General features: G+C 59.9%; 18 protein-coding genes. 12 read left to right on the forward strand and 6 right to left on the reverse strand.

All coding sequences use genetic code 11. The features are described from left to right. The first annotated feature begins 495 nt into the window (after nt 1-495). On the forward strand, nt 496-1,212 hold the full coding sequence (locus NKJ09_RS31565; protein WP_352496628.1) for a pentapeptide repeat-containing protein: 717 nt from the start codon (nt 496-498) through the stop codon (nt 1,210-1,212). Nucleotides 1,213-1,382: 170 nt separating this feature from the next. Further along, complete coding sequence (locus NKJ09_RS31570) at nt 1,383-2,690, forward strand: NRAMP family divalent metal transporter (RefSeq protein ID WP_352496629.1); 1,308 nt, start codon at nt 1,383-1,385, stop codon at nt 2,688-2,690. On the opposite strand, the gene NKJ09_RS31575 is transcribed toward NKJ09_RS31570, so the two are convergent. Together NKJ09_RS31575 and NKJ09_RS31580 are read right to left on the reverse strand one after the other, a co-directional pair. Continuing rightward, complete coding sequence (locus tag NKJ09_RS31575; protein ID WP_023718526.1) at nt 2,683-3,177, reverse strand: hypothetical protein; 495 nt, start codon at nt 3,175-3,177, stop codon at nt 2,683-2,685. The genes NKJ09_RS31570 and NKJ09_RS31575 overlap by 8 nt on opposite strands. 245 nt (nt 3,178-3,422) lie before the next feature. After that, nucleotides 3,423-4,562: a mandelate racemase/muconate lactonizing enzyme family protein gene (locus NKJ09_RS31580; protein ID WP_352496630.1), complete on the reverse strand. Its 1,140-nt coding sequence runs from the start codon at nt 4,560-4,562 to the stop codon at nt 3,423-3,425. A 135-nt stretch (nt 4,563-4,697) separates the two neighbouring features. Between NKJ09_RS31580 and NKJ09_RS31585 the strand changes: the two genes are divergently transcribed. From NKJ09_RS31585 to NKJ09_RS31605, 5 genes are all read left to right on the forward strand, one after another. Further along, nucleotides 4,698-5,333 carry a GntR family transcriptional regulator gene (locus tag NKJ09_RS31585; RefSeq protein WP_502895979.1) on the forward strand — a complete coding sequence of 212 codons (636 nt, stop codon included), beginning with the start codon at nt 4,698-4,700 and terminating at the stop codon, nt 5,331-5,333. Between the two features lie 107 nt (nt 5,334-5,440). Next, nucleotides 5,441-6,679, forward strand: a complete 1,239-nt coding sequence (locus NKJ09_RS31590) for an ABC transporter substrate-binding protein (protein WP_352496631.1) — start codon at nt 5,441-5,443, stop codon at nt 6,677-6,679. 129 nt (nt 6,680-6,808) lie between these two features. Continuing rightward, nucleotides 6,809-7,672, forward strand: a complete 864-nt coding sequence (locus NKJ09_RS31595) for a carbohydrate ABC transporter permease (protein WP_352496632.1) — start codon at nt 6,809-6,811, stop codon at nt 7,670-7,672. Next, nucleotides 7,665-8,510 carry a carbohydrate ABC transporter permease gene (locus tag NKJ09_RS31600; RefSeq protein ID WP_352484910.1) on the forward strand — a complete coding sequence of 282 codons (846 nt, stop codon included), beginning with the start codon at nt 7,665-7,667 and terminating at the stop codon, nt 8,508-8,510. Before NKJ09_RS31595 ends, NKJ09_RS31600 begins: the two co-directional genes overlap by 8 nt. A 9-nt stretch (nt 8,511-8,519) precedes the next feature. Then, nucleotides 8,520-9,599 carry an ABC transporter ATP-binding protein gene (locus NKJ09_RS31605; RefSeq protein WP_352496633.1) on the forward strand — a complete coding sequence of 360 codons (1,080 nt, stop codon included), beginning with the start codon at nt 8,520-8,522 and terminating at the stop codon, nt 9,597-9,599. A gap of 126 nt (nt 9,600-9,725) precedes the next feature. Here the strand turns inward: NKJ09_RS31605 and NKJ09_RS31610 are convergent, their stop codons facing one another. The 3 genes from NKJ09_RS31610 to NKJ09_RS31620 are packed head-to-tail and all read right to left on the reverse strand — an operon-like array spanning nt 9,726 to nt 13,287. After that, nucleotides 9,726-10,547, reverse strand: coding sequence for an alpha/beta hydrolase (locus NKJ09_RS31610; protein ID WP_352764707.1), 822 nt, complete (start codon nt 10,545-10,547; stop codon nt 9,726-9,728). An 11-nt stretch (nt 10,548-10,558) separates the two neighbouring features. Further along, the gene (locus NKJ09_RS31615; protein ID WP_352484914.1) at nt 10,559-12,046 is read right to left on the reverse strand and encodes an NAD-dependent succinate-semialdehyde dehydrogenase; all 1,488 of its coding nucleotides are present in this window, start codon (nt 12,044-12,046) and stop codon (nt 10,559-10,561) included. A gap of 17 nt (nt 12,047-12,063) precedes the next feature. Next, the gene (locus tag NKJ09_RS31620) at nt 12,064-13,287 is read right to left on the reverse strand and encodes an iron-containing alcohol dehydrogenase (protein ID WP_352484915.1); all 1,224 of its coding nucleotides are present in this window, start codon (nt 13,285-13,287) and stop codon (nt 12,064-12,066) included. 338 nt (nt 13,288-13,625) lie between these two features. Between NKJ09_RS31620 and NKJ09_RS31625 the strand changes: the two genes are divergently transcribed. Together NKJ09_RS31625 and NKJ09_RS31630 are read left to right on the forward strand one after the other, a co-directional pair. After that, nucleotides 13,626-14,318: a GntR family transcriptional regulator gene (locus tag NKJ09_RS31625; RefSeq protein WP_352484920.1), complete on the forward strand. Its 693-nt coding sequence runs from the start codon at nt 13,626-13,628 to the stop codon at nt 14,316-14,318. Between the two features lie 127 nt (nt 14,319-14,445). Next, a complete protein-coding gene (locus NKJ09_RS31630; RefSeq protein WP_023718517.1) occupies nt 14,446-15,039 on the forward strand; it encodes a DJ-1/PfpI family protein in 594 nt (197 codons plus the stop codon). Between the two features lie 129 nt (nt 15,040-15,168). On the opposite strand, the gene NKJ09_RS31635 is transcribed toward NKJ09_RS31630, so the two are convergent. Next, nucleotides 15,169-16,080, reverse strand: a complete 912-nt coding sequence (locus tag NKJ09_RS31635; RefSeq protein ID WP_352484916.1) for a GntR family transcriptional regulator — start codon at nt 16,078-16,080, stop codon at nt 15,169-15,171. 166 nt (nt 16,081-16,246) lie between these two features. Here NKJ09_RS31635 and NKJ09_RS31640 point away from each other — a divergent pair, with 166 nt between their 5' ends. From NKJ09_RS31640 to NKJ09_RS31650, 3 genes are all read left to right on the forward strand, one after another. Further along, nucleotides 16,247-17,299, forward strand: coding sequence for an ABC transporter permease (locus NKJ09_RS31640; protein WP_352484917.1), 1,053 nt, complete (start codon nt 16,247-16,249; stop codon nt 17,297-17,299). Continuing rightward, a complete protein-coding gene (locus NKJ09_RS31645; protein ID WP_023718514.1) occupies nt 17,296-18,081 on the forward strand; it encodes an ATP-binding cassette domain-containing protein in 786 nt (261 codons plus the stop codon). Before NKJ09_RS31640 ends, NKJ09_RS31645 begins: the two co-directional genes overlap by 4 nt. A gap of 93 nt (nt 18,082-18,174) precedes the next feature. Continuing rightward, complete coding sequence (locus NKJ09_RS31650; RefSeq protein ID WP_156948053.1) at nt 18,175-19,089, forward strand: sugar ABC transporter substrate-binding protein; 915 nt, start codon at nt 18,175-18,177, stop codon at nt 19,087-19,089. Nucleotides 19,090-19,230: the final 141 nt, after the last annotated feature.

Raw genomic sequence — 19,230 nt, forward strand, 5'->3', positions numbered from 1 at the left:
TCGGTGATTGCAACGTCACCACCGTGCCATGGCCGCTCGCCCTTCAGAGCAAGCGCCGTTCTCTCTCCAAAACTTTTTGCAGAACCTTCAGGACACTATCCCCGGCCCCATGGCCTCCTGGCAGTATCTCGCGATCGGCACGCCGTGTCGTCTTGGCGGCGTGATCATCCTCGCTCCCTAGAGATACGCTTAGCCGGCACGCTACTCGATGATCTTCACAACCACGTTTTCACGGCTTGCTTCTGCGCGCGCGTAGTCGATGCTAGCGTTATAGTCCGCTTTCGGGCTGGCGATTCTTTCAGGGCGCTCTGCTGGACCGGCGATGATATGGGGAGGCGCTCGCAAATCGCGCCCCACGCGCGGGTTGATCGGTTGATCAACATCAAATCGTGAATATGAGAAATGCGCTAACTGTGACCGCGGTGGTCACCGTGGCTCGTGTGTCAGCAGATGTGGTAAGGTTGAGTGTCGGCGAGTAGCAGAGGTCCAGCAACAATGACTTTGAGGCGAATCAGAGCTTACGGCGCATCCGGCTTGGTTCTAGCGCTTTGCACTGTGTTTGCTTGGCAGAACGCCACTGCCGCTCAAAATTGCGACGCAGCCGCGACGCCTGGCGTCAATTGGCGCGAGTGTGACAAGAAGCTTCTCATCCTAGAAGGACAGGACCTGAGCGGGGCGAACCTGTTCGGTGTTGATTTCACTTCGACCGACCTCAGGAACAGCAATCTCGTTGCCGCAAATCTTGAGAAGGCAACGCTTGTGCGTGCTTCCCTGGCCGACTCGACCGCCAAAGGCGCCCGGTTCGACAGAATCGAGGCCTACAGGACCGACTTCAGCCGTATGGACGCGCAGGGCGCTGTGTTTGCGAGCGCGGAAATGCAGCGCTCGAATTTCCAGGACGCCAATCTGACCAATGTTGATTTCACAAAGGCAGAATTGGGGCGTGCGCAGTTCCATGACGCCGATATCAGCGGCAGCCGCTTCTCGTTTGCCAATCTCGCACGGGCGGACTTCCGAGGAGCGACGTTCACCGCGCCGGTAGACTTTGACCGCGCTTTTTTGTTTCTGACCCGTATCGAGGGCCTCGACCTTTCCAATTCGGTGGGTCTGTCCCAGTGGCAGCTCAACATGGCTTGCGGAGACGCCCGGACCGAGTTGACTTCTGGCTTGACGAGGCCTGAAGATTGGCCCTGTCAATTCCAGCAGGAATAGTTGTCGCAAACGAACTGCGGCAATGCTGCACCCGACAGGATTCGAACCTGTAACTTCTGCCTTCGGAGGGCGGAGATCCTCCGCCAAAGTGGCACGTTTCTACGGTATTGGTATTGGCGAAATCGCGGCAGCTACTGGTGCTGCTGGCTTTGCTCTGTGGACCCGACGCAATGGATGAGCTGGCGGCTTCCAAGAAAAATCGACCGAGTTCATCTGTCTCTCCCGTGAAGAAGACGATCCTCCGCAGACTGGGGCCGGGCCTCATCACTGGCGCGTCGGACGATGATCCATCCGGGATCGGCACCTATAGCCAGGCGGGGGCCCAACTCGGGTTCGCAATCGGATGGACGATGCTGCTGACCTATCCTCTGATGGTCGCGATTCAGGAAATCAGTGCGCGCATCGGAAGGACCACCGGCCACGGCATCGCAGGCAATCTATGCCGCCACTATCCGAATTGGCTTCTACAGTCCATCGTAACTCTTCTGTTCATCGCAAATACCGTCAACATCGGCGCCGATCTCAGCGCCATGGCCGATGCGACGAAGCTTCTAATCGGCGGCCCGACCGTTCTCTATGTCGTCCTGTTCGCAGCCATTTGCGTAATTGGAATCGTTTTCGTGAACTACGATCGCTACGCGCTCATCTTGAAATGGATGACGTTGAGCCTGTTCTCGTATGTCGCTGTCGTGTTTGCTGTGCAAGTTCCCTGGGCCGAAGCACTGGGTGGCGTGCTGGTCCCGCGAATTGTCTGGAGCAACGAGTTCTTCACTACGCTTCTCGCTATCTTCGGCACGACGATTTCGCCCTATCTCTTCTTCTGGCAGGCGTCAGAGGAGGCCGAAGAGGTCCACGCAAATCATCGCAGAAAATCGTTGTTGAGGGCTCCACGTCAGGCGGTCGACGCGTTCTCGCGAATACGCGCCGACACTCTCATAGGCATGGCATTCTCCAACGTCATCGCGCTGGCGATCATCTTCGCGACCGCGGCGACCTTGAACAAAGCCGGCATCACCGACGTCGAGACATCCGCTCAGGCGGCCGAGGCGCTGCGGCCGATCGTCGGCGATTTTGCCTTTGCTATCTTCGCTTTCGGCATCGTCGGGACAGGGTTGCTGGCGGTACCAATCCTGGCCGGCGCGGCGGCTTACGCCATTGGCGAGGCGAGACGATGGCCCGTGGGGTTGTCGCGCAGACCTGGGGAGGCTGTGGCGTTTTACAGCACTCTTGCCGCGGCCACGGGGCTCGGAGCAGCGATCACGTTCGGTCCAATCGATCCGATCAAGGCGCTGTATTGGACAGCCGTCGTCAACGGTGTCGTCGCCGTTCCGGTCATGACGGTCATGATGATAATGACAGCCCAGCCAAAGGTCATGGGCGACTTCACCGTCAAGGGCTGGCTGCGCTGGCTGGGATGGGCCTCCACGATCGCTATGGCGATGTGCATGGTCGGAATGCTCATGAGCTGGTTCATGTGACAGCCAATTGATCACCCGCCGCAGTTCGTATGGCGGTGGAAACCAGGCCGGAAGCTATCTTCGACACTCTATCAAGGTCTCGACGCCCTAGACTATCGCGCTGCCGAAACCGCAGGCTCGAGGCCGAGCCGTCCCACAACAGCTTCAACCGGCATTGGTTGCGGGTTGTCGCCGATTGCTGGACGTTACCTCGAAACGCGCGGGTGCTCTTCAGATCGGGGCGGTCGAGGCGCCGAAGGCTCAGATGACCGATGCCGACGTCGGGATTGCGGCAGACCACACGGACGAGAAACTGGGCTCGAACTCGGTTAACCAGCCGCGACCGCGGCGAGGAGCGTCCGGCGGGCTTGGCGAGGACGCCGAACGCGGCGGAAGACCAGCGGGTCGGCGCAGTATTGAGGTCGCACACGTTCAGTTCCTTCTTGAGAAACATAATTCCAGCACCGAGGAACCCGATCCCGGACCCGCGCGGCAGGACGATGCCCAATTTAATTGGCAGCCTGTTCGATCGAAATCATGGAATGTTCCTGAGAAGACAGCCCTGCGAACTCGCTCACGCCGGGTTCTCGAGGTCGAATTGCTTCGACGGCTCGTCGTAGCCGAACAACTCCGCGTAGCGCCCCAGGAGATGATCGCGCGCATCGTGTCGGCACGTTCTTCGGACATGTGGTCTTCGAGGTGGCGTGAATTGTGCCATGCATCGCCAACTCCCAAGCTGGCTCGGTCATTCACTCACTTGCCAGGGAGGCGTGCATTTTCTGGCGCGGTACCCAGTTCCGACCGTATCAGGCGCCTTGGTCTCATCCATTCGCCGCGCGCTCTTTCGGACAGTACCAATCCATGGCCAGGTCGATCGGGCGCATAGACGTAGCCGTCCCGGATTTCGATGGGCTGTTCCACCAGATGATCGAAGTTCTGAAACGAATATTCCAGCCATTCGACTTCCGGCAGCGCGACCGCCATGTGCACGCCGATCTCCAGAAAGGTGTTGCCGATGCTGACCGGGATGCCGAGCTCGGCGGCCAGCCAACCAATGTGCATAACATCGGTGACTTGACCGTGGACATTCAGGATGTCGGCTGCGTGGGCTTCCAGAAGAAGCCGTTTGCCTTGAAGATCCAGATACTCGCCGCTGTTGATCTGAGTCCATGTCATTGCCTGCCTGAGCATTCTCAATCCTTCGTGGTCGTGACGCAGGATTGGATCCTCGACCCAGAGAAGATCGTGGCCGGCATCGCGGATCGCCACCAATTTCATTAGCGCTTCCTTCGAGGTCCACGCCTCGTTCGGGTCGATCATGATTTCCGAGCCTGCCGGCACGCAGGTTTTCAACAGCTCCAGGCGCCGCAGATCGCGATCGAAATCCGGGTGGCCGACCTTGATCTTGAAAGCGGAATAGCCAAGCGACGCCGCGTGGGAAAACAAGGAGACGAAAGCATCGTCGTCGAGGTGAAAATCGAGGCCACTGGCGTAGGCTTTCACACGGTTGCGACGACTGCCGAGCAGCACGTGAAGGGGTAGGCCAGCTTCCTTTGCCGCAAGATCCCAAAGCGCCACCTGGATCGCTTCATGAAAAGGCAGGGAGTACGCCCGCTGATTGCCACCGCGCGGGCGGTTCACACGATGAACCAGCGCGATCGCCTTATGTCCTTTCAGCCCCGGCCAAACCTCGTTTTCGAAAACGGTCTCGATCTCAGTCTGGTCGGGCAGGGGATTGAAGAGCGTCTGGATGAAGCCCAGTCCCACTTCACCACTTTTCGAAACGAGTTCCAGCGCAGCGACGTTTACATCGTCGGCTCGAACCTGACTGTCCCCGATTACCCGGTCGCGGGCGAACTGAAATCGGGTTATACGAAAATGCGAAAGGCTCATCACAGGGGCTTTCTGATCGTTTAGTATAACGCACTGATCTATCAGCTAAGATGTCTCAGTACCGAATCAATGGAGGTGCCGCAAGTGGCGGGCAAAGCAAAAGCCATCTCTCATACCCTGGTGGCGGCCACCCGTATGAGCGATGTTGCCTACGAACGAATTCTGGAACGCTTGTTCGACAGGCGCGTTCCGGTCGGGGCATTCGTTTCGCAGAGCGAACTGTCCGCGATCGTTGACGTGCCCGTCGCTCCGCTTCGTGACGCTCTGCGCAAGCTCGAGGCGGAAGGAATTCTCACCATCCATCCACGCTCCGGAATCCAGTTCATAAAACCTGGCATGGAGCTCACGCGCGCCACCTACCAATTCCGCGCCATCATAGAGCGATCGGCAATTCGCGTCTTTGCCGAGCAGGGCGATGAAGCCGTCATGAATGCCTTGGAAATGCGGCACTCCCGGCTGGTCCGGCGCATCGAACGGGAGGGTGTGGGAAAGGAGCAACTGGAGGAGATGGATGCGCTGGAGGGAGAGCTGCATGGCGCAATCATCGGCGCGCTGCGCAATCCCTTGATCGATAGCACCTATCGGCGCATGCACAATTATCTACGTCTGTTGCGGCTGGACAGCAAACTCACCTCGCCAATCATGATCCGGACACTGAAGGAACACCTCGACATCCTTGAGGCTTGCAGCACCAGGAATGCCGACGCTGCCGAAGCAAAGCTGCAGTCCCATTTCCAGGCGGCCATGCAGCGGAACCTTGGTCTGGTCTGACACGTCGTTGCTTGCCTCTCCGGCGCGGTTGCACGGCTTGGGAAATGATGTTACCCAACACTCCAACTGATCGATCAGTCTGCTGATCTGATATCTTGGAGGTTCGCATGCGGTTGAACAAAAGGCAGTTTCTCGTGGGTTCGGCGGCCCTCGCGATGGCAGGGCGCATTGGTGGTGCCCGTGCCGCGAGTGCCATCAGTTACTGGCACCACTTCACCAGTCAGTCGGAAATGGCCAGCTTACTCAAGATCATCGGATTGTTTCAGGCGGCCAATGCAGATGTGGCGGTGACCCAGGAAAACATCCCGAACTCGGAATATATGGCCAAGGTTTCATCGGCCGTGCTGGCCGGCGGGCGTCCCGATACCGCCATGGTGATTGCCGAGCGCTTCGCCGATCTTACCGCGATGGAGGGATTGATCGATCTTACCGAGCGCGTGAATGGGTGGGAGGGCAAGGCGAACTTTCCCGACAATCGCTGGACCGGGCTTTCCAGCAATGGCGCCATTTATGCGGTTCCCGCCTTCGCCTTCGTTGACTGGATGTACTACCGCGCAGACTATTTCGAGGAAGCTGGACTGACGGGGCCACCCCGAAATTTCGACGAATTCCTTCAGGCATCCCGCAAACTGACCAATCCTTCGAAGGGCAGGTATGCCTTCGGCATGCGCGCCGGCGCCGGCGGTTTCAAATATGTCATCGATGTCATGGAGGCGTTCGGCTCGCCGATCGTCAAGGATGGGCAGCCGGCCATCGACAGGGCCGCGGCGATCGAGGCGATAACGTTCTATTCCGATCTCTTCCTGAAGGAAAAGGTCGTGCCGCCGAGCGCGCCCCACGACAGCTACCGTCAGATCATGGAAGCCTTCCGCACCGGGCAGACTGCGATGGTGTGGCATCATACCGGTTCGCTGAACGAAATCTCGAGTGCGATGAAGCAGGGTGAACAATTCTCGACCGCGCCGATGCCGGCCGGTCCGAAGGCGCATGTCGCTCGCGTCGCGTACGCCGGCAACGGCGTCATGAAGGAAGACAATATCGAGGCTGCCTGGCGGTGGGTGAGTTTCTGGGGCCAAACGGACGCTGCCCTGGCCCTGCTCGAGGGGACCGGCTATTTTCCGGCCTCCGCCGCTGCGCTGCAGGATCAGCGGATCACCGGCAATCCGATCTATAATGCGGCGACGGAAACGCTCAAGTTCGGACGCCTGCCGAACAATTTCGTCGGCGCCGCGGGCTGGTCCGAAAATGTCGTCAATCCCGCTTTCCAGTCGGTGCTGACGGGTCAGTCGACGCCGGAACAGGCAGTAGACCGCATGATCCAGGGCCTGGAGGCGGCGCTCCGCTGATCCCCGGACGTGCAGCCGTGCTCAGAACGCAACGGGACGGTGCTTTCGCATCGCAGATTCATGATAATAAGCTCGAGCAGATATCTGCCTATGCGGGCTCTCGGCGAACTATCCGAGACCCGATACTGGATGTATTTGCTGCTCCTTCCCAGCCTCGCCCTTATCCTTCTCGTGATCGCCTATCCGACGCTTTACGGCATGGCAATCAGCTTTCGCGAGATGCGTCTGACGCGTCCCGGGTTGGATGGCTGGGTCGGCTTCAAACATTATCTAGCGATGTGGTCAGACCCGGTATTCTGGATCGCATTGAAGAACACCGTCGTGTGGGTTGCTGCCGCGGTCGTGCTGGAACTATCGCTTGGTCTGCTCGCCGCGACAGCTCTCAACAGGGATTTGCCGGGCACGAAAATCTTCGCCGTGCTCATCCTGCTTCCCTACTTCCTGCCCAATGTCGTAGCGGGCCATATCTGGGCCTTGCTGCTCGATCCGCGGCTCGGAGTCATCAACGATCTTCTTGTCCGGCTAGGCGTCCTGCAGGCCTACAAGGCATGGTTTGCTGATCCCAATACTGCGCTTGCGGCGACCATTCTCGTCGAGGCCTGGCATGGGTTTCCATTCTTCGCGCTGCTGCTGCTCGCGGGCCTGAAGGGTATTCCCGAGGATCTCTACAGGGCAGCGGCGGTCGACGGCGCAGGCCTGGCGGCGCAGCTCAGGCTGATCACCTTGCCCATGCTCAAGACCGTCATCGCGGCGGCAGTGATCCTGCGCGTCATCGGTCTGGTCAATTCGCCCGATCTGCTCCTCATTCTCACCGGTGGCGGACCGGGAGATGCCACGCAAGTGCTGTCGTTGTACGCCTTTCAGACTGCCTACAAGGAGTTCAATTTCGGCTACGCATCCGCCCTGTCGGTGGTGATGTTCGTGACCCTGATGATCTTCGCGGCCGGGTATATCCGCATCTCCAGGATTACCAAAGGACAGGGCGATGATTGAAAGCAAGCGTCACCGGCGGATGATCGCGAACATCGCCACCTACATCGTGCTCGCAAGCCTGACGGTGTTCTGCATCGGTCCGATGATCTGGATGTTCCTGACATCCCTCAAATATGAGGCCGACATTGTCACCCAGACGATGCAGTACCTCCCGAGCCGCGTTACCTTCGACAATTATGTCGCCATCTGGACGCAGTCGGGTTTCCCACGGCTTATAGGCAACAGCCTCGTCGTTACCTTGCTGACGGTGACGATCTGCGTCGTCACGGGCACGCTTGCCGCCTATGCATTTTCTCGCTTCGCGTTTCGAGGCCGAGATCAGCTCATGCTCGGCTATCTTGTCGTTCGCATGTTTCCCGCAGTCATGATGATCATTCCCCTTTATGTTGTTATGCGCGGTGTGGGGCTCGTCGACAGCCGTTTCGGCCTAGCGCTTGCCTATACGAGTTTCCTGCTGCCGCTGTTCGTGTGGATGCTCAAGGGGTTCTTCGATTCGGCACCTAAGGAACTCGAGAGCGCGGCTCGCATCGACGGCTCGACAAGGCTTGGCGCCATGGTCCGTATTGTCATGCCCCTTGCGCGGAACGGCCTGGTCGCAAGTTCGGTGTTCATTGCCATCGCGGCCTGGAATGAGTTCCTGTTCGCCCTGATGCTCACGACGGGGCAGGGGTCTCGCACCTGGCCCGTGGGCCTGCAACTGATGGTCGGAGAGTTCCAGCTTCCTTGGGGCGTTCTGGCGGCAGGCGGCATTCTCAGCATCATCCCTGTCATCGTTCTCTTCGCGATTGTCCAGCGAACCATGGTCCAGGGGCTGACTGCAGGCGCCATCAAAGGTTAGGAGTTTCGCATGGCGACACTTTCCATCAGGGACGTGCGCAAGTCCTATGGCTCCGTACAGGTTCTTCACGGGGTCGACATCGAGCTCGAGGACGGAGGCTTTCTGGTTCTGCTCGGGCCGTCCGGATGCGGCAAGTCGACCTTGCTCAACATGATTGCCGGCCTCGACGACACGTCCAGCGGTGACATCCTGATCGGTGGACGCTCGGTCCTCGACCTTGCGCCCAAGGACCGCAATATCGCGATGGTGTTCCAATCCTACGCGCTTTATCCCACCATGTCGGTCGCGAGGAATATCGGCTTCGGATTGGAAATGCGTGGCGTCGGCGCCGACCAGCGCACGCGTGCCGTGGAAGATGCCGCGCGCATGTTGCAAATCTCCCATCTGCTCGATCGACGCCCCGCCAACCTTTCGGGCGGACAGCGGCAGCGCGTTGCGATGGGCCGCGCGATCGTGCGCGACCCGGAGCTGTTCCTCTTCGACGAGCCATTGTCCAATCTCGATGCCAAGCTTCGCGTGGAAATGCGCACGGAGATCAAGCGCCTGCACGAGCGTCTCGGCACGAGCATCGTCTATGTCACGCATGATCAGATCGAGGCGATGACGCTGGGCACCAAGGTGGCCGTCATGAAAAGCGGCTACATCCAGCAATTGGGCGATCCGCGCACCATCTATGAACGGCCCGCCAATATGTTCGTGGCAAGTTTCATCGGATCTCCGGCAATGAACTTCCTTGCCGGACGACTGGTCCCGGATTCGGAAGGTGTCCGGTTTCAAGCGAGCGGTGTATCGATCGTGTTGCCGACGCGGAACCGGCAGGTGGACTCTGAGCGACCGGTGATGTTGGGCATACGGCCTGAAGAGCTGAGAACCGTTGCGGAGAATCGAGCTTCGATCATTGGGGAGATCGACGTGGTAGAGCCCACCGGGCCTGAAACCATGGTGACTGTGCAGGTCGGCGAGAACGCGATCATCGCGCGCCTGCCGCCGAGGTTTGCCGGCCGGCGCAAAGAGCCAATATTTCTTGCCGTCGATCCGGCGAGCGTCAACCTGTTCGATCCGGATAGCGAGCAGCGCATCGACATTTAGGACGTGGATACCAGCGGCTGGACGCAGTGGCGCAGGGATCCGCGATGTCGCCTCGAACTCATCCGGAGCGAATGCGGACCGCTTGCGGTCAAGCTGCGCTGGGTGAGCGGTATCTCGGCAGGGTAGTCAGCGGGCCTTGGCGATCAGTTCTGTCAGGCAATCAGCAGCCTCCGTCCCTGGCACGCCAAGATCTCTGACACTGTCCATGTGGTTGCGGTTCGGGAGCACATGCGACGTTACCAACGATCCCTGCCGCACCAAGCTTGCTTTGAATCGATCGGCTTGCTGATGGAAGGGTGGCGTCTCATTGGCTCCGACCAGAACCGCCGCCCTGGTTTGAGGATCATGCCGACAGGCGAGCGGCGTAAACATGGCGACTTCCTCGTCGGTTATTCCAATCTCGTGGGCGAGAAAGGAATCCTGGAGCGGTTTCAAATCGTAGAGCCCGCTCAGCAGAAGAGCTGCCCTTACATTCGAGGGGGTATGCTCGTCGTTGAACAGAAACGTTGCAAGATGTGCTCCAGCCGAATGACCACTGACAGTCAGGGCCGCCGGGTTTCCGCCATGATCGGCGATGTTGGCCAGGATCCACTGCTTGGCGCGGCGCACCTGGTCGACGATCGTCGCCATTCGGACCTTGGGCATCAGAGCATAATCAAGGATGACGGCAATGGCCCCGGCCTGGGTAATCGTCGTCGCGACATATGAATAGTCGCGCTTGGAAAACATTCTCCAGTAGCCGCCATGGACAAAGATGTGCACCGGCAGCGCCGTTCTTTTCCCCGGGGGAAAGAACAGATCCATGGTTTCGGTCGGATCCGGTCCGCAGGCCGCGTCCGCGGTCATCGCAATGGTGGCGCGGGCGGCCTCGCTGCGGCCAACGAAGTCCTGCACGATTTCGTCAAAATCCGCGACGTGGTCGCGGATGCGAAAGGGATCGTCTTGCATGCTTTCTCCGCTCACATGCTGATGGCGAGGTATTTCGCCTCCATGAACTCGGCAATGCCGTGATGCTGCCCTCCCTCGCGGCCGAGCCCACTCTGCTTAACGCCGCCGAAGGGGGCCGCCGGATCGGACATCAGCCCCCGGTTGACAGCGATCATCCCGGCCTCGATCCGGGAGGCCACCCGCATGCCGCGCGCCAGATCGCGCGTGTAGATGTAGGCAGCAAGCCCATATTCGGTGTCATTGGCGCGTGTGATGACCTCAGCCTCGGTGTCGAAGCTCGAGATCGGCGCCACGGGCCCGAATATCTCCTCATGCGCCATCTTTGCGTCGCCTGGCACGTCGCGAAGCACTGTAGGAGGGTAGAAGAAACCAGTTCCGGACAGGACTGAGCCGCCGCACATGACCCGCGCGCCGCGTGCGACCGCGTCGATGACAAGGCGATCTATCTTCTCGACCGCCTTTTTCGTGATCATGGGTCCGCATTCCGTGTCCGGGTCGGTGCCAGGGCCGACCTTGAGCGACGACATCCGCTTCTTGAGGCCGTCCGAGAAGGCTTCGTAAATGCCAGATTGCACGTAGAGGCGGTTGGCGGCCGTACAGGCCTCACCGGCGTTACGCATCTTGGCTACCATTGCGCCATCGAGCGCCGCTTCGAGATCAGCGTCGTCGAACACAATGAACGGTGCGTTGCCGCCGAGTTCCATCGAACACGAAACCACATGCCTGGCAGCCTCTGCCAGCAGAGCGCGACCCACACCCGTCGAACCGGTGAAGGAGAGCTTGCGCACTCGCGGGTCGGCCAGCATGGCGGCTGTCAAAGGGCCGGGACTGGAGGTCGTCAGGACGTTGACCACCCCCGGTGGCACGCCTGCGTCCTGATAGAGCGCGGCCAGCGCGTAGGCGGTAAGCGGGGTCTCGCTGGCTGGCTTCAAGATCACCGTGCATCCAGCGGCAAGTGCTGGCGCGATCTTGCGGGTCGCCATCGCGGCAGGAAAATTCCAAGGCGTGATCAGGACGCAGATACCGATCGGTTCGTAGTCGACCACGATGCGATTGGTGCCGGAAGGCGCAATACCGAATTCGCCAGTAATGCGAACGGCCTCCTCGGCATTCCAACGGAAAAATTCCGCGGCATAAGCGATCTCGCCGCGGGCATCCCGCAGAGCCTTGCCGTTTTCCAATGCGATGAGAGTCGCGAGCGCCTCTGATCGTTCCGTCATCAGTTCAAAGCAGCGTCTGAGGATCTCGGAACGCTTTCGCGGCGACGTTGTCCGCCAGCCATGGGCTGCCTTGGCAGCGGCGTCAACGGCAGCGGCCGCGTCGTTCACGGTCGCATCGGGCACAGCGGCGATGACAGCCTCGGTCGAAGGATCGACGACCGGAATCACCCTGCCATCCGCGGACTGGCGCCATTCGCCGCCAATATACAGCCCGTGCGAGATTGTGTGGAAGTCGCTGATTCCCTGATCATCCGACAGAACCTGTGAAAACGTGTTCATCTCGATATTCCCGATTGTTACATGATGCTGGCGAGGTCGCCATCAAAGGCGGCCTGGACCAGGCGTCGCATGGACCCCAAGTCGAATGGACGCGGATTGTTCTTGATGAGGCGCTCGATACCAATCGCTTGTTCGGCCGTCCAATCGAGCTTATCGGCGGGCAGCCCCAGTTCGGCCAACGAGGGGGTGATCCCGATTGCCCCAAACAGCCGACTGACCTCGCCAATGGTCGCGTCGGCCAACTCTTCGGGCGTACAGCCCTTTGCATCGAGGCAGAGCGCGTCGGCGATCTCGGCCATCTCGGTCGCTGCGGCTGTTTTGTTGTACTTCATGACGTATGGCAGCATGGTGGCGACACCCAGTCCGTGAGGGGTGTGGGTTATCGCGCCAACCGGGTATTGCACGGCGTGCGCTGCCGCTGTGCCGGCCGTTCCGAACGCACAGCCGGCGGCCAGTGCACCCATCATCACGTCGGCCCGGGCGTCCTCGTCAGAGGGCTGGCGGTATGCCGTTTCAAGGCTTCGGCCAAGCAGCTTGATCGCCAGCAGGGCGAAATGATCGGTCAAAGCGGTTTTGCCGATAAAGACATGTTTCTGCGGAAGGCCGGGATCGGTCCCCCGCCTGACGGCGGTGAAGGCCTCGATTGCATGCGTCAGCGCATCGGCGCCTGCGATCGCCGTCAATGCCGGCGGGCATGTCATCGTCAGTTCAGGATCGCAGATGGCCGCGGCCGCGATCAGATATGGGCTGGAGATGCCGACCTTCAGGGTGCGATCCGGATCGGAGATTACGGCGACCGGGGTCACTTCAGAGCCCGTGCCGGCTGTCGTCGGCACCGCGATCAGCGGCAGCGTCGGGCCGGGCACCTTGAACTCGCCGTAGTAATCCTGGAGCTGACCGCCGTGAGTGATGAGCAACGCGGCGCATTTGGCCATATCGAGACAACTGCCGCCGCCAATGCCGATCACCATGTCGGGCGCGAACCTCCGTGCTTCCTCGACGCAGACGGCAACGGTGTCCCGGGGAACGTCGGGTAGCACGCGGTCATGCACCAGTACGTCTATCGAGCTGGCTCGCAGCGCCGCGACGATCTCTCCAAACGGGCCCGTTGCGGCAAAACGTTCATCGGTGCAGACGAGCACGCGACGCCCGAGCCTGGCCGCGACAACCGGAATGACGTGGCGTTGGCCCTTCCCGAAGAGGATTTCGCGCGGCAGCCTTATGGCAGCGAAAAGGCTCATTATCTGCATCCTGTGATGATGTCTGGATTGGAATGCGAAAGGCCGTTCAACTCGGCCCAAAGGCTGGGTTTGACGTCAAACCCCACTTGCAGCACGCTTGCGTTCCGACGCGTTGAACCATCGCCCGGAGCGCTGACGGTCCGTTCAGGCTCGGACGGTGAGGAAGCCCGGCCCGCGGAGTCGGCCCGCTGCTCCAGCAGGGCCACCGCAAGTACGATTGCTTTGTCTTGAACCAGCCTCAAATTATATCCTCTATAAAATCGTATAGGATATAGGATTGCATTGGCCGAAGCATCGTGTTAGCAACTCAATGTGTCAAGGGGCAAAAAATGCAGGCCATGAACTTACCCAGTCTAGATGAACCGAACCTCGCCGGCGGGCGTATCCAGCGCTCCAGCAGCCTGGTTGAGGACGTCTACGAAGCGATTTTTGCGCAACTCATGTCGCTGAAGATTGCGCCGGGCTCGCGCATCACGGTCGACAGTCTGGTCAAGGAATTCAACGTCTCCCACACGCCGATCCGCGAGGCGCTCGGCCGGCTCGAAGGCGAAGGCCTGGTGCTGAAGACGCATCTGATCGGTTACCGCGCTGCGCCGCAGATCACGAAACGACGGTTTGACGAGCTCTACGAGCTTCGCCTGCTGCTCGAGCCTCATGGCGCGGCCAAGGCAGCCGCGCTCATGGACGAGGTAAAGCTCGCACAGCTTCAGGAATCGGCGGGCGTCATGGCGCGCCGTGAAGGCAAGGACGAGCGTCTGAGGTATTCCAACTTCGCCCGCCAGGATGCCATTTTCCATGACAAGGTCATGGAATTCGCCAACAACGAACTCGTGCGCGAGACGCTGGCGCACCAGCATACCCACTTCCACATATTTCGCCTGATGTTCCATTCGCGCGTCACCGAGGAGGCGCTCGACGAGCATGAGGCCATTCTGGCCGCTTTCGCTGCGGCCGATCCTGCCGCTGCCGAGCAGGCGATGCGTCGCCATATCGAGCATTCCCGCGACCGTTTGTTGCTGGCGTTCGACTGAGACTGTCCCGATGTCTTTGATCACAGGCCAGTGCCAAGGATACTTCCCCGATTCACCCTTCTAGAAAGTCAAACCCACCGGGCGAGTACAGGTCTCGCCCGGCCGTTGTCACAGGAAAGGTACGACCATGCCAGGCAAAAAGATCCTAATGCTGACCGGTGAATTCACCGAGGAATACGAAATCTTCGTCTACCAGCAGGCGATGGAAGCGGTGGGCCACACGGTTCACGTTGTGTGCCCAGACAAAAGCGCCGGAGACCTGATCAAAACATCGCTGCACGATTTCGAGGGCGATCAGACCTACACCGAAAAGCTCGGCCACTATGCGCTGATCAACAAGACCTTTTCCGACGCTGAGAAGCAGCTGGAGCAATACCACGCTGTGTACTGCGCCGGCGGTCGTGGGCCCGAATACATCCGCACCGACAAGCGCGTGCAGGCGATGGTGCGCCACTTCCACGAAACCAAAAAGCCGATTTTCACGATCTGCCACGGCGTGCAGATCCTGATTGCGGTAGACGGCGTCGTGCGTGGCAAGAAGGTCGGCGCACTGGCGGCATGCGAGCCCGAAGTGACGCTTGCGGGCGGCACCTATATCGACCTGTCTCCAACGGAGGCATATGTCGACGGCACGATGGTTTCAGCCAAGGGCTGGACGGCGCTTGCAGCGTTTATCCGCGAGTGCCTGAACGTGCTTGGGACAGAAATCCGCCACGCGTAGACCTTCTTCCGACGCGTCTCAAAGGGGTGCGTCGGTTCCCTTTCTGGAAGGGCATTGTCACCGCAATTCGGCTTCGGATCATAAACGCCCGCATCGCGCTGTTTGCCCCCCAGGTTCAAAGCTCTTTCGTTATGCATTGATGCTCGTTTCATCAAATCCCGTAAGCGAACGCATCAGTGTTTCCCTTGCTGAAGCCAGATGCGCTCGGCAGGCTACCTCAATCCGAGTGGCGTTGCGGCTCTCAAGCGCATCGATATAGGCAATGTGTTCGTGGATTGCGGCAAGGTTGCGCTGCTTTTCGTCCTGCTTGTTCCACTGATAGTGGTAGTGAAAAATGAACATGATGATGTCGTAGAAATCATCGATGAAGCGGTTCGGTGATGCCTCGTTTATAAGCCGGTGGAACCGGTTATCCAGGCCGGAGAAGTCGTGAAAGCGGCTCTCAATTCGCTCCAGCAGGTCGGCATGCGCCATCTTGAGCGCGGCGAGTTTCGACCATAGCGGAGAGCTGTTCGGCTGCAGTGAAAACAGTTGTGCCGAACGCAGTTCAAACATCACCCGGATCTCGAAGAGCTCAAGTGCAAAGTCTTCAGTGAAACCCTTGAAAAGCCAGCCTGTATTCGGCCTTTTCTCGATCAGTCCAAACCGGCTGAAGCGGATCAGGAATTCGCGAATTCCATTGGTCGCAACACCGAATTGCCGTGCAAGCTCAAGCTCATTGATGCTGGTTCCGGGCCTGGTGTCACCCCGCAGCATCCACTCCATGAACTGCTGTTCGACATGCTTGGCGCGAGGCGTAGTTTCGGCGTCCGGATAGTAGTCGTTGTCGCCGACCGCGCGGCCCGTCGCTCTGAGGCCGTGGCGTTCGGTGACAAGTTCGCGGTTAACAAGTTCTCGCAGGACCTTTCGGACGGTTGTGCGGCTGACGCACATTCGCCGTCTAAGCTCATTTTCGGAAGGAAGTTCGCCGGCCAATTGTCCGTCGCGCAGCATATTTGCAGCTCGATTGAAGGCCTTCTTGTAGACGGTGTCCGTTCTCATCGGATTTCCTTGGAACAATACCTTGTCCTTTTTAGCATGAACTTTATCCATGAAAAACAACTTGACCCGACTACACCAGTTGTTTTTTATCGATAAGAAGAGGACCTGAACACGAACTGAGTTTTTGACGACGCGGCTCGCACAAGCTGCGGCGGGGAGGGGAAATTTGCCTGAAACGGGAAACACCGGCACGACTGTCGGCGAGGCCGCGTTGCCGGCATCCAGGAAGTCAGAAGCCGTCCCCGGCCTTGCGCTTGGCCTGATGCTGCTGAGCGCTGGTCCGGTCGTCATCCTGGTGCTGCTGGTCGCCGTCCTCAGCTTTCTGTCACCCTATTTCCTGACAGGACGCAATCTCAGCAACATCCTCGCCCAGACGGCCGTCATCTCGGTTGTGGCGATGGGCCAGCATCTGGTCATCCTGACACGCGGCATCGATCTCTCCGTCGGCTCGAACCTTGCGCTGGCTTCCGTCGTTGGCGCGCTGAGCTTTCATGCTGGCGCCCCCGCCATCGTTGTGATCGCGGTGATGGTTGGCTGCGGTGCCGCGGTCGGCGCGATCAACGGGCTCTTCTATGTCTTCGGCCGACTGCCGCATCCTTTCATCATCACGCTGGCAACATTGAGCATCGCCAAGGGGTTGGCGCTGCAACTGGCCGATGGCCGCGCCATCCCTGGCATGCCGGATTCGATCGATGCGCTTGGCCGCGACGCGGTCTGGGGTCTGCCTGGATCGGTTTTCGTTGTTGCCGGCGTTGCCGCGGTGCTTTTCGTCATGGCTAAAACCATGGTCTGGGGGCGCTGGATTTATGCGGTTGGCGGCCGGCCCGACGCTGCGTTGCGCATGGGTATTCCCGTGTCCTGGGTCCTGGTTTCCGTCTATGTCATCTCAGGGCTGTGCGCCGGCATCGGTTCAGTCATCCTTGCCGGCCGCACCGACGCCGGTTCGCCGCTCTTCGGCAATCTGCTGGAACTGGATACGATCGCGGCGGTGATCATTGGCGGCGCCAGCTTTCTTGGTGGTCGCGGCCACCTCGGCCATGCCTTGATCGGCGCCATCATGATCGGCGTTATCCGCAACGCGCTCAACCTGCTCAACGTCAACGTCTTTTTCCAGCTCATCGTCATCGGCGTGGTCATCGTCATAGCGGTCGAGTCCGACGTGCTGCGCAATTACCTCGAAGGGCGTGTGCGTGTCATGCAAGCCGGGAGGCAGTCATGAGCGCTGCTGCGGCCAACGTCGATCATGCGGTCACCGCGGACAATCCCGTGCTGGCGGTACGCGGTGCGACCAAGCGTTTCGGTTCGGTTCTGGCTCTGGACGATGTCAGCATCGAGGTGCGGCGAGGCGAGATCGTCGGCCTGCTCGGCGACAATGGCGCGGGTAAATCGACGCTAACCAAATGCATCAGCGGGGTGCACCAACTCGATGCCGGCGCGATCTTTTTGGATGGTGCGCCAACGCAGATACGCTCCCCTGCGGATGCGCGCTTCGCCGGCATCGAGACCGTCTATCAGGACCTGGCGCTGTTCGACAATCTGACACCGGGACAGAACTTCTTTGCCGGCCGCGAGCTGGCTGGCCCGCAATGGCTTCCGCGCGGCCTGCGATTTCTGCAGCAGCGCCGAATGGACGCCGAGACCCGCGCTCTGTTGGTGAATCTCAAGGTCACGTTGCCGCGGCTGGATGCCGTCGTCGCCATGATGTCGGGTGGACAAAGACAAGCCATTGCCGTGGCCCGCTCGACCGTATTCGCCCGCAAGGTTGTCATTCTGGATGAGCCGACCGCCGCACTCGGCCTGCGTGAATCACGGCAGGTGCTCAATCTGGTTGCTGCGCTCCGCGACCAGGGCAATGCCGTCATCCTGATCACTCACAACATGGAACACGTCGTCGAACTCGCCGATCGCGCGGTGGTGCTTCGCCAGGGCCGCAGGGTCGGCGAACTGGTGCCGACCAAGGACAACAAACAGGAGCTGGTTTCCATGATCGTTGGAGCCTGACCCGTTCGAGATTTGGGGACCGTTCCGGTCCGCAAATGCCTGAAGCGTCTCCCGCAGGGAGGCGTCTCAATCCAAGGGAGGAAAACAATGCCAATGAACCGAAAACTGTTCGCAGGGCTGGCGATCGCCGTTGCGTTTTCTATGCCGGCTTCGGCCGCAGACAAGATCAAGATCGGCCTGATCACGAAATTCCCGGTGCCGTTCTACTCGACCATGGAGGACGCCGCCAAAAAATACGCGGCCGCTCATCCGGAGATCGAACTGGTCACCGGCCAGGGCCAGGCGGCCACCGACATTGAAGGCCAGATCGCTCTGATCGAATCCATGATCACGCAAGGCGTCAAAGGGCTTGCAATCACTCCGGTCGACCCGACGGTCGCGCCGGCGCTCGACAAGGCGGTGGCCGCCGGCATCAAGGTGGTTCTCGTCGACAACAGCATCCCCAACTGGAAAGGCCAGACGGCGTTGGTATCGACCAATAACCTCAATGGCGGCAAGATCGCCGGAGAATACCTGAAGACGGTGCTCAAGAGCGGTGACAAGATCGGTATTCTGCAAGGCGTTCCCGGGGTGCCGGCTCTGGATGACCGGGTCACGGGCATGATGGAGGGACTGGGTGAGGTAAAGGTCGAGGTCGTCGGCAAAGGTGCAACCAACTGCACGCTGGAACTTGGCACGTCAGTGACCGAAGACATTCTGACGGCCAATCCTGATCTCAAGGCAATCTACGCGGCCTGCGGCCCGCCGATCCCTGGAGCCGTCAAGTCGATCAGCAATGCAGGCATTGCCAACGACAACCTCATAGTGGTCGGCTTTGACGCCTGCTGCGGTGAGATCGAAGCGATCAAGTCAGGGGCGGAGGACGCCAGCGTAGCTCAATTTCCTGCAAAAATGGGCGAGCTTGGCATCGACACCGTCGTCAGGGCCATCCGTGGGGAACCCGTCGAGGCCAATGTGGATACCGGCGCCGGACTGGTGACGCTGCAGAACGTCAAGGACTTCGAGTGATCCACCAGCGGTGGGGGGGGGGGGGGCGGCGGGCCCCGGCAAGATTGGGGAAGGCAGCGGGTGTAGGGGGGAGGATGGGGTCGGGGTGCGCCACGCAAAAAAAGGAGTGGCTGGGGGCCCGCGACAGCGTGGGTGTGTTGT

Source organism: Mesorhizobium sp. M0189 (assembly GCF_040322135.1).
Classification (GTDB): domain Bacteria; phylum Pseudomonadota; class Alphaproteobacteria; order Rhizobiales; family Rhizobiaceae; genus Mesorhizobium.